Origin of the sequence: Pseudomonas sp. DR 5-09 (assembly GCF_001655595.1) — a bacterium.
Classification (GTDB): domain Bacteria; phylum Pseudomonadota; class Gammaproteobacteria; order Pseudomonadales; family Pseudomonadaceae; genus Aquipseudomonas; species Aquipseudomonas pharyngis.
The window spans coordinates 3,707,402-3,721,750 of sequence record NZ_CP011566.1 but is presented as its reverse complement, the minus strand read 5'-3'; the positions used below and the strand labels follow the sequence as shown (position 1 = coordinate 3,721,750).

Genomic DNA, 14,349 nt, shown 5'->3' with positions numbered 1-14,349 from the left:
CGAGGTCAAGCGACGGCTACGACGTCGAGAATCCGTTGCACCACCCGATCCTGGTCGATACCAGCGGCTTCGGCCTCGAACGACAGAATGATGCGGTGACGCAACACGTCGAACAGCACCGCCTGGATGTCTTCCGGGCTGACGAAGTCGCGACCGGCCAGCCAGGCGTGGGCGCGGGCGCACCGATCCAGGGCGATCGAGCCGCGCGGGCTGGCGCCGTAGGCGATCCACTCGGCCATTTCCGGGTCGAACTTGGCCGGGTTGCGTGTGGCCATGACCAGTTGCACGAGGTATTCCTCCACGGCGTCCGCCATGTACAGACCGAGGATTTCCTTGCGCGCGGCGAAGATCGCCTGCTGGCTGACCCGGCGTTCGGGCTTGGTTTCGCCGTTGAGGGCTTCGCCCCGGGCCTGTTGCAGGATCCGGCGTTCGACGGCCGCGTCCGGGAAACCCATTTTCACGTGCATCAGGAAGCGGTCGAGCTGGGCTTCGGGCAACGGATAGGTGCCTTCCTGCTCGATCGGGTTCTGCGTGGCCATCACCAGGAACAGCGGCGACAACTCGTAAGTGCTGCGCCCGACACTGACCTGACGTTCGGCCATGGCTTCGAGCAAGGCTGATTGCACCTTGGCCGGGGCACGGTTGATTTCGTCGGCCAGCACCAGGTTGTGGAAGATCGGCCCTTGCTGGAACACGAAACTGCCGGTTTCCGGGCGATAGATCTCGGTGCCGGTGATGTCGGCCGGCAGCAGGTCCGGAGTGAACTGGATGCGATGGAACTGGGCTTCGATGCCCTCGGCGAGCTCTTTGATCGCTTTGGTCTTGGCCAGACCCGGAGCGCCCTCGACCAGCATGTGGCCGTCGGCGAGCAGGGCGATGAGCAAGCGCTCGATGAGTTTTTCCTGGCCGAGAATCTGCGTTGAAAGAAAGGTTCGCAGCGCCAGCAGCGCTTCACGATGTTCCATCGATGACTGTTCCTGGAAAGGGTGGCCACAGGCGTTCGGATAACGCCGGGGCTGGGGGCGTTACTTTAATCCATCGCGGGGGGTGGCGACTAACGGCATTTTGCGCAAAGTGCGGGAAATGACCGGGGGATTTGTTGGAATTTTGTAGGGCGGGGTAGGTGCGGTGTTCTTTCGGGCCCTATCGCGAGCAGGCTCGCTCCCACAGTGACCGCGTTCTGTCAGTAAGACACGGTCCACTGTGGGAGCGAGCCTGCTCGCGATTGGGCCAGTGCAGACGCCATTAAACTTCGCTAATGAAGGTCCCGGTGCCATCAAGAATGTTCTTCAGCGTTTCCTCGACTTCAGCCAGATCCACCATGTCCGGGTTGAAGGTGATTTCCAGCACATCATCCCCGTTTAAAGCATCGGCATCTGCCGCCGCGATTTCGATCTTCAGCAGTGTCCTGGTCAGGGTGACCTTGACGCCATCGAGCGTGGACGGCTCGCCATCCAGGGTGATCTCCAGCTCGTCCTCGTCCGGATAGCGGCTCATCAGAAACATTTCGCCCTTGTCGCTGTGGCAGCAGAGCATGGCCATGTTGTCTTCTTCGTCGTCGCACGGGTTGACGATCAAAAGGGCGGTGGTCATTTGCATGGGGAATTCCTGCCTCGGCGGGCGTGTTGGTCGCAATTGGGCGCGATTCTGCCAGTCCGCGGGAATTTCTGCATGTGAGAGTGTCAGAGGATGTGTCGTGAACGCGACACAGATCAATGGTCATTCCTGGCACGCCTGTACCGTAAAAACGGGCATTCAGACCGGCGTTCCGCCCCATGAATGCTAGTGTTTATCGATGCGCACGCCTTGGTTTACGTGCCAATGACCGAATATGTCGCAGCACCGCAAGCAGACACATTGTCGCACCCATTAAGCTGCGCAACGGATGAGCACCCGTAAAGGCATTGCCAGGCCCCGCGAGCGGCGCCGGGCAGTCGTTTTTGCAGATGCCCATTCATGGAAGGTGAATGTGACCTGAGTGTCTCGTCCAGCTTCACCCACCTGTCACCCTGTTTCCTCTGCCCGAGAATCAGGAACAGGGCGACGGAACGCCCCGAAAGGGGTTTTGCACGCGACGCTTTCCATCAATAACAAGCCCAAGCGGAGTACCACAGATGGCGTTCTTCACCGCAGCCAGCAAAGCCGACTTCCAGCACCAACTGCAAGCGGCACTGGCGCAGCACATCAGTGAACAGGCACTGCCACAAGTGGCGCTGTTCGCTGAACAATTCTTCGGCATCATTTCCCTGGACGAGCTGACCCAACGTCGCCTCTCCGACCTCGCTGGCTGTACTCTTTCTGCGTGGCGCCTGCTTGAGCGCTTCGATCACGCGCAACCGCAAGTGCGCGTCTACAACCCCGATTACGAACGTCACGGCTGGCAGTCGACGCACACCGCGGTCGAAGTGCTGCACCATGACTTGCCGTTCCTGGTGGACTCGGTGCGTACCGAGCTGAACCGTCGCGGCTACAGCATCCACACCCTGCAGACCACCGTGCTGAGCGTGCGTCGTGGCAGCAAGGGCGAGTTGCTGGAAATCCTGCCAAAAGGCACCACCGGCGAAGGCGTGCTGCACGAGTCGCTGATGTACCTGGAAATCGACCGCTGCGCCAACGCGGCCGAATTGAATGTGCTGTCCAAGGAACTGGAACAGGTCCTGGGTGAAGTCCGCGTCGCGGTCGCCGATTTCGAGCCGATGAAGGCCAAGGTGCAGGAAATCCTCACCAAGCTCGATAACAGCGCATTCGCCGTCGATGCCGACGAAAAGAACGAAATCAAGAGCTTCCTGGAATGGCTGGTGGGCAATCACTTCACCTTCCTTGGTTACGAAGAGTTCACCGTTGTCGATCAGGCCGATGGTGGCCATATCGAATACGACCAGAACTCCTTCCTCGGCTTGACCAAGATGCTGCGCACCGGTCTGACCAACGAAGACCGCCACATCGAAGACTATGCCGTGAACTACCTGCGCGAACCGACACTGCTGTCGTTCGCCAAGGCCGCGCATCCGAGCCGCGTGCACCGTCCGGCCTACCCGGACTACGTGTCGATTCGCGAAATCGATGCCGACGGCAAAGTGATCAAGGAACACCGCTTCATGGGCCTGTACACCTCGTCGGTGTATGGCGAAAGCGTGCGTGTGATTCCTTTCATCCGCCGCAAGGTCGAGGAAATCGAGCGCCGTTCCGGCTTCCAGTCCAAGGCTCACCTGGGCAAGGAACTGGCACAGGTTCTGGAAGTGCTGCCGCGTGACGACCTGTTCCAGACTCCGGTCGACGAACTGTTCAGCACCGTGATGTCGATCGTGCAGATCCAGGAACGCAACAAGATCCGCGTGTTCCTGCGCAAAGACCCGTACGGCCGTTTCTGCTACTGCCTGGCCTACGTGCCGCGTGACATCTACTCCACCGAAGTTCGCCAGAAGATCCAGCAAGTGCTGATGGAGCGCCTGAAAGCCTCCGACTGCGAATTCTGGACGTTCTTCTCCGAGTCCGTGCTGGCCCGCGTGCAACTGATCCTGCGCGTCGACCCGAAAAACCGCATCGACATCGACCCGCTGCAACTGGAAAACGAAGTGATCCAGGCCTGCCGCAGCTGGCAGGATGACTACGCCGCCCTGACCGTCGAAACCTTCGGCGAAGCCAACGGCACCAACGTGCTGGCCGATTTCCCGAAAGGCTTCCCGGCCGGCTACCGCGAGCGTTTCGCGGCGCATTCGGCCGTGGTCGACATGCAGCACCTGCTCAATCTGAGCGAGAAGAAGCCGCTGGCGATGAGTTTCTACCAGCCGCTGGCCTCCGGCCCACGCGAGCTGCACTGCAAGCTGTATCACGCCGATACCCCGCTGGCCCTGTCCGACGTCTTGCCGATCCTGGAAAACCTCGGTCTGCGCGTGTTGGGTGAATTCCCGTACCGTCTGCGTCACACCAACGGCCGCGAGTTCTGGATTCACGACTTCGCGTTCACCGCCGCCGAAGGCCTGGACCTGGACATCCAGCAACTCAACGACACCCTGCAGGACGCGTTCGTCCACATCGTCCGTGGCGATGCCGAGAACGATGCGTTCAACCGTCTGGTGCTGACCGCCGGCCTGCCATGGCGCGACGTTGCGCTGCTGCGTGCCTACGCCCGTTACCTGAAGCAGATCCGCCTGGGCTTCGACCTCGGTTACATCGCCAGCACCCTGAACAACCACACCGACATCGCTCGTGAACTGACCCGGTTGTTCAAGACCCGTTTCTACCTGGCCCGCAAGCTCGGCAGCGATGATCTGGACGACAAGCAACAACGTCTGGAACAGGCGATCTTGACTGCGCTGGACGACGTTCAAGTCCTCAACGAAGACCGCATCCTGCGTCGTTACCTGGACCTGATCAAAGCGACCCTGCGCACCAACTTCTACCAGACCGACGCCAACGGCCAGAACAAGTCGTACTTCAGCTTCAAGTTCAACCCGCACTTGATCCCTGAGCTGCCGAAACCGGTGCCGAAGTTCGAAATCTTCGTTTACTCGCCACGCGTCGAAGGCGTGCACCTGCGCTTCGGCAACGTCGCTCGCGGTGGCCTGCGCTGGTCCGACCGTGAAGAAGACTTCCGTACCGAAGTCCTCGGCCTGGTAAAAGCCCAGCAAGTGAAGAACTCGGTCATCGTGCCAGTAGGTGCGAAGGGCGGCTTCCTGCCGCGTCGCCTGCCACTGGGCGGCAGCCGTGACGAGATTGCGGCCGAGGGCATCGCCTGCTACCGCATCTTCATCTCGGGCCTGTTGGACATCACCGACAACCTGAAGGACGGCAAACTGGTACCGCCGGCCAACGTCGTGCGGCATGACGACGATGACCCGTACCTGGTGGTCGCGGCGGACAAGGGCACTGCGACCTTCTCCGACATCGCCAACGGCATTGCCATCGATTACGGCTTCTGGCTGGGTGACGCGTTCGCGTCCGGTGGTTCGGCCGGTTACGACCACAAGAAAATGGGCATCACCGCCAAGGGCGCGTGGGTTGGCGTACAGCGCCACTTCCGCGAGCGCGGCATCAATGTCCAGGAAGACAGCATCACGGTGGTCGGTGTGGGCGACATGGCCGGTGACGTGTTCGGTAACGGCCTGTTGATGTCCGACAAGCTGCAACTGGTTGCCGCGTTCAACCACATGCACATCTTCATCGACCCGAACCCGGATCCGGCCACCAGCTTCGCCGAGCGTCAGCGCATGTTCGACCTGCCGCGTTCGGCCTGGTCCGACTACGACACCAGCATCATGTCCGAAGGCGGCGGCATCTTCTCGCGCAGCGCGAAGAGCATCGCCATCTCGCCACAGATGAAAGAGCGCTTCGACATCCAGGCCGACAAGCTGACCCCGACCGAACTGCTGAATGCCTTGCTCAAGGCACCGGTGGATCTGCTGTGGAACGGCGGTATCGGTACTTACGTCAAAGCCAGCACCGAAAGCCACGCCGATGTCGGCGACAAGGCCAACGATGCACTGCGCGTGAACGGCAACGAACTGCGCTGCAAAGTGGTGGGCGAGGGCGGTAACCTCGGCATGACCCAACTGGGTCGTGTGGAATTCGGTCTCAATGGCGGCGGTTCCAACACCGACTTCATCGACAACGCCGGTGGCGTGGACTGCTCCGACCACGAAGTGAACATCAAGATCCTGCTGAACGAAGTGGTTCAGGCCGGCGACATGACCGACAAGCAACGCAACCAGTTGCTGGCGAGCATGACCGACGAAGTCGGTGGTCTGGTGCTGGGCAACAACTACAAGCAGACTCAGGCTCTGTCCCTGGCGGCCCGCCGTGCTTACGCGCGGATCGCCGAGTACAAGCGTCTGATGAGCGATCTGGAAGGCCGTGGCAAGCTGGATCGCGCCATCGAGTTCCTGCCGACCGAAGAGCAACTGGCCGAACGCGTTGCCGAAGGCCATGGTCTGACCCGTCCTGAGCTGTCGGTGCTGATCTCGTACAGCAAGATCGACCTCAAGGAGCAGCTGCTGGGCTCCCTGGTGCCGGACGACGATTACCTGACCCGCGACATGGAAACGGCGTTCCCGCCGACCCTGGTCAGCAAGTTCTCCGAAGCCATGCGTCGTCACCGTCTGAAGCGCGAGATCGTCAGCACCCAGATCGCCAACGATCTGGTCAACCACATGGGCATTACCTTCGTTCAGCGACTCAAAGAGTCCACCGGCATGACCCCGGCGAACGTGGCGGGCGCTTACGTGATCGTGCGCGACATCTTCCACCTCCCGCACTGGTTCCGTCAGATCGAAGCCCTGGACTATCAGGTCTCCGCTGACGTGCAACTGGAGCTGATGGACGAGCTGATGCGTCTGGGCCGTCGCGCCACGCGCTGGTTCCTGCGTGCCCGCCGCAACGAGCAGAACGCTGCCCGTGACGTCGCGCATTTCGGTCCGCACCTCAAAGAGCTGGGCCTGAAGCTGGACGAACTGTTGAGCGGCGAAATCCGCGAAAACTGGCAGGCGCGCTATCAGGCGTACGTCGCCGCCGGTGTACCGGAACTGCTGGCGCGTATGGTGGCGGGGACTACCCACCTCTACACGCTGCTGCCGATCATCGAAGCCGCCGACGTGACCGGTCAGGATCCAGCCGAAGTGGCCAAGGCGTACTTCGCCGTGGGCAGCGCGCTGGACATCACCTGGTACATCTCGCAGATCAGCGCCTTGCCGGTTGAAAACAACTGGCAGGCCCTGGCCCGTGAAGCGTTCCGCGACGACGTCGACTGGCAGCAACGCGCGATCACCATCGCCGTTCTGCAAGCGGGCGGCGGTAACCTGGACGTCGAAGAGCGTCTGGCGCTGTGGATGGCGCAACACGACGCGATGATCCAGCGCTGGCGCGCCATGCTGGTGGAAATCCGTGCCGCCAGCGGCACCGACTACGCCATGTACGCGGTGGCCAACCGTGAGCTGAACGACGTGGCGCTGAGCGGTCAGGCGGTTGTGCCTGCTGCGGCGACGGCGGAGCTTGAGCTTGCTTGAGTAGCCGTTGAATGAAAAAGCCCCGCTCTCGAAAGAGGCGGGGCTTTTTTATGCCTGTGGTTTGGCGGTATTTGTGTGTTGCTGCACAAATCCAGCCCCTCACCCCAGCCCTCTCCCCAATGGGGCGAGGGGGAAAGGGAGCCGATTTGTGTGCTTTTCAACACTTGAGTTCGACTCAGGAATAACAGGTCGATGTATTTCGCCAATACCACTCGGTCAGTCCCCTCTCCCTCCGGGAGAGGGTTAGGGTGAGGGCAGCGGTTCAACTATCACCGCACATTAAAACCTTGTTTACTCTCAAGCATCGACACATTACCTGCCGACCTGGTCAATAAATTACTGAGCGACTGGTCAAACTTCTGCAACGCCCGAACCTGAACTTCCTGTTGCTGATTAATATCCGCAACAATCTCCTCTGAACGCTTGAAGTCCGCCCAGACCGGCGTCAATTCTTTTGCCTCAGACCCCTTGGCCGTCCCGATATAGTTGAACTTCCCATCATAAAAATCCGCACTCACATCCGCCTTGATGTTCGAACTGCGCGACGTAATCAACTGGCTGTGCGTGTCGACGATCGCCACCACATCCGGGTTGGCCGCACGCAGGCTCTGCATGTCCGGGTACACCGTCACCGAACCGAACTGGCGTTGCAACGAGGCTTTCACCCAATCCACCGCCATGTCCGGTTTTGAAGTGGCGACGTAGGCGTCATGGATCGGCTGCACCAGCAGGCTCTGGCCGAAGCCGGTGCCGGCGTTGGCCTGGTAGTTGCGCAAATAGTCACGGTTGGCCTGGGTGCTTGGGCTGTAGATGACACCCAGCGAGACACCGGGACCGCTTTTGACTTGGGTGGCGCTGCTGCGTCCCACCGGTTGGTTGAACAGCGTATCGAGGGAGGAAACCGCTTTCGGAGCGGTTGGAACAGAACAGGCTGACAAGGCTAAAACCGATATCGCCAGAGTACTGGCAAAGGCAAGTTTCATGGTGAGTCTCCCGTGAAGCAACTTCAGTCGGAAAGTCAGGCATGTCGGGGTTGATTAAATAGAACCGGCGACAGTTGCCTCAGACTACTCCCGCCAAACTGAAAACAACCTGACAATTTGCTGAATGACTGTCATGTCATAGTTTTATTGGTTGTAAGGATTTTTGATTAATTGCCGCGTGAAATAAAAAAGGTGCAAATCAGAAATTTCCGCCTTTCATTTATGGCTGGTTAAACAACCATCAGTTTTTCAATGGGATCAGCACTTGCTCGTCCGGCGAGAGCACCATGAACACCAGCAACTTGGCCGGTTTGCTCTTGCTGGCATTTTTCGAGATCAAATGCTCGGAACCGGCCGGCTCGTACCAGTACTGGCCTTTCTTGTAGGTGATCGGTTACTCACCTTTGACCTGGGAAACGATCTCGCCTTCGAGCACGTAGGCCATGGCGGTGCCGTCGTGTTTGTGGGCGATCGAGGACTGGCCGGGTTTGTAATCGACTTCGATCATCATGGCTTTTTTGCCCGGGACGTTTTTCAGCATCTGGTCCTGCAGCACCGAGATTTTCTCGGACGGGGAATCGGTACCGTGGGCCAGTGCCGAAGCGCTGATGGTGAGGGCCAGAGCGGCGAGCGGGGCGGCAAGCAAGTGCAGGATTTTCATGGTGATCACCTGATGAAGTGGGGGAGTCGGTGATCACAGTAGTCCGCGTGCCGGGGTATTCAAACGGCCAATGTTCGGGAAGTTCGGGTGACCAATCTGGGGGATTTCAGCGCATTCAAATACGCCATCGCTGGCAAGCCAGCTCCCACAGGTTTTTGTGTCGTTCATATGATTTGTGAACGATACAAAACCTTGTGGGAGCTGGCTTGCCAGCGATGGCGTCAGTAAGTCAAACGATTGGAAAAGAGTTGAAATCCACGCTATTGGCCAGACGACTGTCGATCAGGTCGATGAAGCCCTGGGCTTCCGGGCGATTGAAATGCGCCTGCATCGCCGCTTCCGACTGCCAGCGGGCGCTGACGGTCCAGCGGTGGCTGTCCTCGGGGCAGCGGTCGACCATGTAGGAATCGCAGCCCGGCGTCTGGCGCAGGGTTTCGACGATCTTCTGCAACTGCTTGCCCAGCTCCTCCGATCGGCCGGCGGCAGCCTGCACCTGTACGGTGTTGATCACTTCGTTGGACATTGCTCACACTCCTGAATCAGGCCGGACGAATCCTGCTCATTGAGGGATAACGCTTGTGCAGGATAGGCCTGCCCCCCCGGATCACCAATAACCAATCGGCGGTTAATCGTTTAGGCCAATTTAACCAACGACCTGTTGCAGTATGTCGCGCAGGCGGTCGAGCGCGATGTCGATGTCCAGCGTCTCGATGGCGCCGAAACCGAAGTACATCCCGCTTCTGGCCGGCTGCTGGTAATAGAAGCCATCGATGGCGTACAGCCCGACTTCGACTTTTTTCGCCAGTTCGATCACCAGCGGCAAATCGATCGGCACCTTGCAGAACACCGCCATATGAAACCCCGCGCTGGGCGGCACGGCTTCCAGCCACGGCGAAAGGTCGGTGGCCATGCGCGCCAGAATCCGCTCGCGACGCTGGGCATAAATGGTATGGCAGCGGCGGATGTGCTTGAGCAGACAGCCTTCGGCGATGAACTTGGCAAGCGCCCATTGGGGCAGGGTAGAGGCGTGCAGATCGGTGAGCTGCTTGGCGCGAATCACCGCCTCGAGAATCGCCGGCGGCAGGATCGCGTAGCCGAGCCGCAGCTCCGGCAGCAGGGTTTTCGAGAAGGTGCCGACGTAGGCGACGATGCCGCGCTGATCGAGCTTGTGCAGCGAATCGGTCGGCCGGCCCTCGTAGCGGAATTCGCTGTCATAGTCGTCCTCGATGATGATCGCGCCGAGTTCATAAGCCCGTTCGAGCAGGGCTTCGCGCCGCGCCTGGCTCATCGGCATGCCCAGCGGGAATTGGTGCGACGGCGTCACGTAAATCAGCCGCGTGCCCTCGGGAATCCGCTCGACCTGAATGCCCTCGGCATCCACCGGCACGCCGACCACCGTCGCCCCGTGAGTGCCGAACAGCAGCCGCGCCGGCGGGTAGCCGGGATCTTCCATCGCCACCAGACTGCCGGGGCGGATCAACACCCGGGTGATCAAATCCAGCGCCTGCTGCGCGCCGTTGCAGACCACGATGTCCTCGTCCTGACAGTTCACACCACGGGAAAACGCGATGTGCCGGGCAATCGCATTGCGCAGCGCCGGCAGGCCTTCCGGCACGCTGTAGAAACCTTTGGCATTGACCATCTGCCGCAGCGCATGAGCGACGCAGCGGCGCCAGTCATCCTGGGGAAACTGGCCCTTGCTGGTGGCGCCGCCGATGAAGTCGTAGCGCAGCGAGCCCTCGAGCGTCGGGTGGCGCAGGAACACCGGCAGATTGCGCCAGCTCTCGATCACTTCGGCGCTCGCCAGGTCACTGTGATTTTGCTTGCGCTCGATGGTCGCCGGGCGCGCGTTGACGTAAGTGCCTTTGCCGATCACGCCGGTGAGGAAATTCTCGTAAGTGAGCTGCGCGTAGGTGTCGGAAATGGTCTTGCGCGAGATCCCCAGTTGCTCGGCGAGCAAACGGCTGGGCGGCAACTGGGTGCCGGCGGCCAGACGCCCGGATTCAATGGCGCCGCGCAGTTGCTGGTACAACTGACCGGCCAGGTCCTTGCGGCCGTTGATCACGACATGCAGTTCCATACTGACGGGGCTCTCTGGGCGGTTGAGTGTGCCGGCCAGATTACTCCCGAATGCAGTATCGACAGAAGTTGAGTAGTGAAAATCCCCCAAATTGGCATAGGGCCCTGTGGGAGCTGGCTTGCCAGCGATAGCGGTGTATCTGCTGACATCTATGTTGAATGTGATTGCCCCATCGCTGGCAAGCCAGCTCCCACAGGTGTCGTGTTTGGCGTGGGTTCAGTGGTCTGCCGTTTTTTCGAGAAATTGGGGCTGTAACGTTGCCCAACCAGCGCCTACCGTGAAATCACTCTTCTGCTGCCCGAGGCCCGCCCATGTCCCCGCGTCTGGATTACTACTGTGCATCGCCCAAAGCCATGAAAGCGATGATTGCCCTGGAAGCGCTGACCAGCAGCCTGAGCATCGAACCGCCGCTGCTGCACCTGATCAAGATCCGCGCCTCGCAACTCAACGGCTGCGCGTTCTGCACCGACATGCATTCGGTTGAGGCGCGACGGGCCGGGGAGACGGATCGACGCTTGTACGCCATCGCGGTCTGGCGCGACAGCGGCTTCTTCAACCTGCGCGAGCGGGCGGCGCTGGCCTGGACCGAAGCGGTGACGCTGCTGGCGGATAGCCGGGTGCCTGACGATGTTTACCAGCAGGCGCGGGAACAGTTCAACGAGACGGAACTGGTGGACCTGACCATGGCCGTCAGTACCATCAACAGCTGGAATCGTCTGGCGGTGAGCTTCCGCCAGATTCCTAGCGACTGAACTCCAGACCTCGATCGTTCCCACGCTCCGCGTGGGAATGCCTCTAGGGACGCTCCGCGTCCAGTGACGCGGAGCGTCACGGGCTGCATTCCCACGCAGAGCGTGGGAACGATCTACGAAGTTAGTTCGGCGGCCGCTGCGGTTTCACCGACGTGCCAAACGTATTGCCCATCCGCGTACTCGTGGCCGCCGGCGTCGCCAGCCCCACCTGATTCGGCGGGCGCTTGTTGACCGGTACATTCATCGCTTCCTGATTCTTCTGCGCAGCCGCCGCGCCGTCGGGGTTATTACCCATCTGCTGGCTCAGGCAGTCGTAATTCGGCGCCTTGTAGCCAGCCACCGTCACCTCGACGCAGCCCAGCGGCTGCTCCGCGTGCGCACCGCCCAACACCGTCAGCAACAACCCTCCGAAGACGACTTTCCAGACTGATTTCATGCCTGCCTCCTGGCCGACCCGAAGGGGCCGCTCTAGCTCCAGAGTCTAGTGCAACGGCGGCAACGATCCCGTGATGGTTTTTTTGCAGTGGCCGTCACACCAGATTCATAAACAGCCCTCAGGATGACGGTTTTCAGGGGTGCATCAGCCGTGCAGCGAGGCCGTGCCAGGGACGAATTTGCGCGCTCAGCGCTCGTGCGCCAGCTCTGTCTGGGGCTGCTGCTTGGCTTGTTTCTGAGCCGCGCCGGCGCCGACCCGATGCCGGCATCGATGCGCATGACGCTGCACATCCCGGCCCAGGAACTGGCCCGCGCCCTCGAACAGTTCAGCCGCGCCACCGGCATGGCGGTGCTGGTCGACAGCCAGTTGAGTCGCGGTCGGCGCTCGCTGGCGGTGGATGGCGAATTCACCGCCGCCGAAGCGTTGCGCCGGATGCTCGGCGGCAGCGGCTTGATGGCCAAGTACAGCCGCGACGACGCGTTCACCTTGCAAGTGGCGCAAGTCGAGGACGTGCCGATGCCGGCGGAGAAACCGACCCCCGCCAGCGCAGCGGTCAACCGTAGTTACGCCACGGCGGTGCAGGCCGCGATTGAACGCAACCTGTGCCGTTCGCCGCTGACCCGGCCCGGCAGTTTTCGCGCGGTGTTGCAGCTGTGGATCGGCCGCGACGGCGTGGTGCAGCACAACCGGTTGGTCACCTCGACCGGCGATGTTCGGCGCGATGCAGCGCTGGTAGACAGTTTTCACACGCTCAAAATCGACCGGCCCACACCCGGCGCACTGCGCCAGCCAGTCACGTTGCTGTTGTTACCCGAATCGTCAGGAAAGCGCATGGAATGCACACAATGGGAAGGAGTTTCCGGGGGATGAAAGACGCCGGACAAAGTTCGATGGTCCAGTTGTTCCTGACGTCCTACGAGGACTTTCGGGTGCGCCTGCGACGCCGTCTCGGCTCGGAGGACCTGGCCAACGACGTGCTGCACGAAACCTACCTGCGGGTCGACCGCATGGAAACGCCGCCTAACCTGCTGCGCCCCAACGCCTACCTCTATCGCATGGCCCTGAACATCGCCGCCGACCGCCGCCAGGCCGATGCGCGGCTGCTCACCGGCAGCGAAGTCGAAGAACTGCTGCAAGTCAGCGACGAAGCGCTGGACCCGATGCGCGTCGTGGGCGGCCAAAAGGAAATCCAGTCCCTGCTCAGCGCCCTCTACGAGCTGCCGGCCCGGCGCCGCCGGATCTTCATCGCCGCACGGCTGGAAGAAGCGCCGCACCTGGAAATCTCCCAGCGTTTCGGCATCTCCACGCGCATGGTCGAGAAGGAAATCAAGGCCGCCCTCGGACACTGCGCGGCCAAACTGGAAAGAAAAGTGTTTCAGCGGTTCGGTCGCGGGGCCGGAAAACCGTCTAGTGAATGAAGCTCCGATTGAGTGTCCCGATCAACCCGTCGAGTACCTGTGCGTTTGAACATCTTCCGTCTGACACCTGCCGAGCCCACGCCTGCCGAGCGTCTGCAAAGCGAAGCCCGCGACTGGCTGATCCTGCTGACCTCCGGCCGCGCCACGGTCGCCGACGCCCGAGCGCTGCGCCAGTGGTGCGCGCAAAGCCCCGAACACGCCCGCGCCTTCGAAGAGTGCAAAGCGTTGTGGCACCTGCTGCAACCGGCGGCGGAAGCGACGCAGGCGCCACGCCGGTTTGGACGTCGGGCCTTTCTTGGCGGCGCGATTGCCGCGTCGGCCGCATTCCTGCTGGTGCGCGGCACGATCCCGGGCGGATTCTCAGGCCTTGGCGCGGATTACATCACCGAGGTCGGCCAGCAACGTCGCGTCGAACCGGCCGATGGTTTGAGCCTGGAACTGAATACCCAGACCCGCATCAACCAACGCTCGGTGGATGAGGGCGTGCAAGGCTTTGAACTGGTCAGCGGTGAAGTCGAAGTGCAGACCGCACGGCTGCCCATGGCGATGCAGGCCGGTGGCGGTTGGCTGCGGGCGAGCAGGGCGCGGTTCAACCTGCGCAACCTTGATCAACAGGTTTGCGTGACGTGCCTCGATGGCGCAGTAGAAGTGGAAGTTGAAGGTCGTAGCCTGCGCCTGGAACCGGGCCAGCAACTGACCTATGACGCGCAACAGGTTGGCACCGTGCAAAGCGTCGACACCGCAGCGGTGATGAACTGGCGTCAGCAGGTGCTGGTGTTCAACGGCGCGACGCTGAGCCAGATGATCGACGAGATCAACCGCTACCGCCCAGGCATGTTGCTGCTGCTCAACCGCGAACTCGGCCAGCGCCGCGTGCAGGCGCGTTTCTCCCTCGACCAACTGGCCGGGGTAGGCGCGTTGATCCGCGACGCCTACGGCGTCAAATGCACCGAGTTGCCGGGTGGCGTCGTAGTTCTCAGCTAACCCAACGCAACACCCAAAAACACCACGGAACCCT

11 protein-coding genes and 1 pseudogene are annotated in these 14,349 nt (G+C 61.1%); 5 read left to right on the top strand and 7 right to left on the bottom strand.

Features of this window, described 5'->3' with window-relative positions; genetic code table 11:
• Window positions 1-5 precede the first annotated feature (5 nt).
• Both PDR5_RS16485 and PDR5_RS16480 read right to left on the bottom strand, forming a co-directional pair.
• Window positions 6-965, bottom strand: coding sequence for an AAA family ATPase (locus tag PDR5_RS16485; protein ID WP_011334589.1), 960 nt, complete (start codon window positions 963-965; stop codon window positions 6-8).
• A 280-nt stretch (window positions 966-1,245) separates the two neighbouring features.
• Window positions 1,246-1,599, bottom strand: coding sequence for a hypothetical protein (locus tag PDR5_RS16480; protein ID WP_064597206.1), 354 nt, complete (start codon window positions 1,597-1,599; stop codon window positions 1,246-1,248).
• Between the two features lie 515 nt (window positions 1,600-2,114).
• On the opposite strand from PDR5_RS16480, the gene PDR5_RS16475 reads away from it, so the two are divergent.
• The gene (locus PDR5_RS16475; RefSeq protein ID WP_064597204.1) at window positions 2,115-7,001 is read left to right on the top strand and encodes an NAD-glutamate dehydrogenase; all 4,887 of its coding nucleotides are present in this window, start codon (window positions 2,115-2,117) and stop codon (window positions 6,999-7,001) included.
• Between the two features lie 269 nt (window positions 7,002-7,270).
• Here PDR5_RS16475 and PDR5_RS16470 read toward each other — a convergent pair whose 3' ends face one another.
• The 4 genes and pseudogenes from PDR5_RS16470 to pdxR all read right to left on the bottom strand — a co-directional run bounded on the left by PDR5_RS16470 (window position 7,271) and on the right by pdxR (window position 10,725).
• Entirely contained in the window at window positions 7,271-7,984 is a 714-nt protein-coding gene (locus PDR5_RS16470) for a hypothetical protein (protein ID WP_064597202.1), read from the bottom strand.
• Between the two features lie 241 nt (window positions 7,985-8,225).
• A pseudogene (locus PDR5_RS16465) lies at window positions 8,226-8,645 on the bottom strand (cupin domain-containing protein).
• Window positions 8,646-8,874: 229 nt separating this feature from the next.
• Window positions 8,875-9,168, bottom strand: a complete 294-nt coding sequence (locus PDR5_RS16460) for a putative quinol monooxygenase (protein WP_039773274.1) — start codon at window positions 9,166-9,168, stop codon at window positions 8,875-8,877.
• A gap of 120 nt (window positions 9,169-9,288) precedes the next feature.
• A complete protein-coding gene (gene pdxR / locus PDR5_RS16455) occupies window positions 9,289-10,725 on the bottom strand; it encodes a MocR-like pyridoxine biosynthesis transcription factor PdxR (protein ID WP_064597200.1) in 1,437 nt (478 codons plus the stop codon).
• A 311-nt stretch (window positions 10,726-11,036) separates the two neighbouring features.
• On the opposite strand from pdxR, the gene PDR5_RS16450 reads away from it, so the two are divergent.
• Window positions 11,037-11,477: a carboxymuconolactone decarboxylase family protein gene (locus PDR5_RS16450; RefSeq protein ID WP_064597198.1), complete on the top strand. Its 441-nt coding sequence runs from the start codon at window positions 11,037-11,039 to the stop codon at window positions 11,475-11,477.
• A 121-nt stretch (window positions 11,478-11,598) separates the two neighbouring features.
• Here PDR5_RS16450 and PDR5_RS16445 read toward each other — a convergent pair whose 3' ends face one another.
• Window positions 11,599-11,913, bottom strand: coding sequence for a hypothetical protein (locus PDR5_RS16445; RefSeq protein WP_064597196.1), 315 nt, complete (start codon window positions 11,911-11,913; stop codon window positions 11,599-11,601).
• A gap of 150 nt (window positions 11,914-12,063) precedes the next feature.
• Here PDR5_RS16445 and PDR5_RS16440 point away from each other — a divergent pair, with 150 nt between their 5' ends.
• The 3 genes from PDR5_RS16440 to PDR5_RS16430 are packed head-to-tail and all read left to right on the top strand — an operon-like array spanning window position 12,064 to window position 14,315.
• On the top strand, window positions 12,064-12,783 hold the full coding sequence (locus tag PDR5_RS16440) for an STN domain-containing protein (protein WP_064597194.1): 720 nt from the start codon (window positions 12,064-12,066) through the stop codon (window positions 12,781-12,783).
• Complete coding sequence (locus PDR5_RS16435; RefSeq protein ID WP_064597192.1) at window positions 12,780-13,331, top strand: RNA polymerase sigma factor; 552 nt, start codon at window positions 12,780-12,782, stop codon at window positions 13,329-13,331. The genes PDR5_RS16440 and PDR5_RS16435 overlap by 4 nt, the downstream gene beginning before the upstream one ends.
• Before the next feature lie 45 nt (window positions 13,332-13,376).
• Window positions 13,377-14,315, top strand: a complete 939-nt coding sequence (locus tag PDR5_RS16430) for a FecR family protein (protein WP_064600865.1) — start codon at window positions 13,377-13,379, stop codon at window positions 14,313-14,315.
• Window positions 14,316-14,349 lie beyond the last annotated feature (34 nt).

Bases quoted from the DNA above. Each gene is read 5' to 3' on its own strand.
- PDR5_RS16460 (WP_039773274.1), bottom strand. From the start codon at position 9,168: ATGTCCAACGAAGTGATCAACACCGTACAGGTGCAGGCTGCCGCCGGC.
- pdxR (WP_064597200.1), bottom strand. From the start codon at position 10,725: ATGGAACTGCATGTCGTGATCAACGGCCGCAAGGACCTGGCCGGTCAG.
- PDR5_RS16475 (WP_064597204.1), top strand. From the start codon at position 2,115: ATGGCGTTCTTCACCGCAGCCAGCAAAGCCGACTTCCAGCACCAACTG.
- PDR5_RS16485 (WP_011334589.1), bottom strand. From the start codon at position 965: ATGGAACATCGTGAAGCGCTGCTGGCGCTGCGAACCTTTCTTTCAACG.
- PDR5_RS16445 (WP_064597196.1), bottom strand. From the start codon at position 11,913: ATGAAATCAGTCTGGAAAGTCGTCTTCGGAGGGTTGTTGCTGACGGTG.
- PDR5_RS16470 (WP_064597202.1), bottom strand. From the start codon at position 7,984: ATGAAACTTGCCTTTGCCAGTACTCTGGCGATATCGGTTTTAGCCTTG.
- PDR5_RS16450 (WP_064597198.1), top strand. From the start codon at position 11,037: ATGTCCCCGCGTCTGGATTACTACTGTGCATCGCCCAAAGCCATGAAA.
- PDR5_RS16435 (WP_064597192.1), top strand. From the start codon at position 12,780: ATGAAAGACGCCGGACAAAGTTCGATGGTCCAGTTGTTCCTGACGTCC.
- PDR5_RS16480 (WP_064597206.1), bottom strand. From the start codon at position 1,599: ATGCAAATGACCACCGCCCTTTTGATCGTCAACCCGTGCGACGACGAA.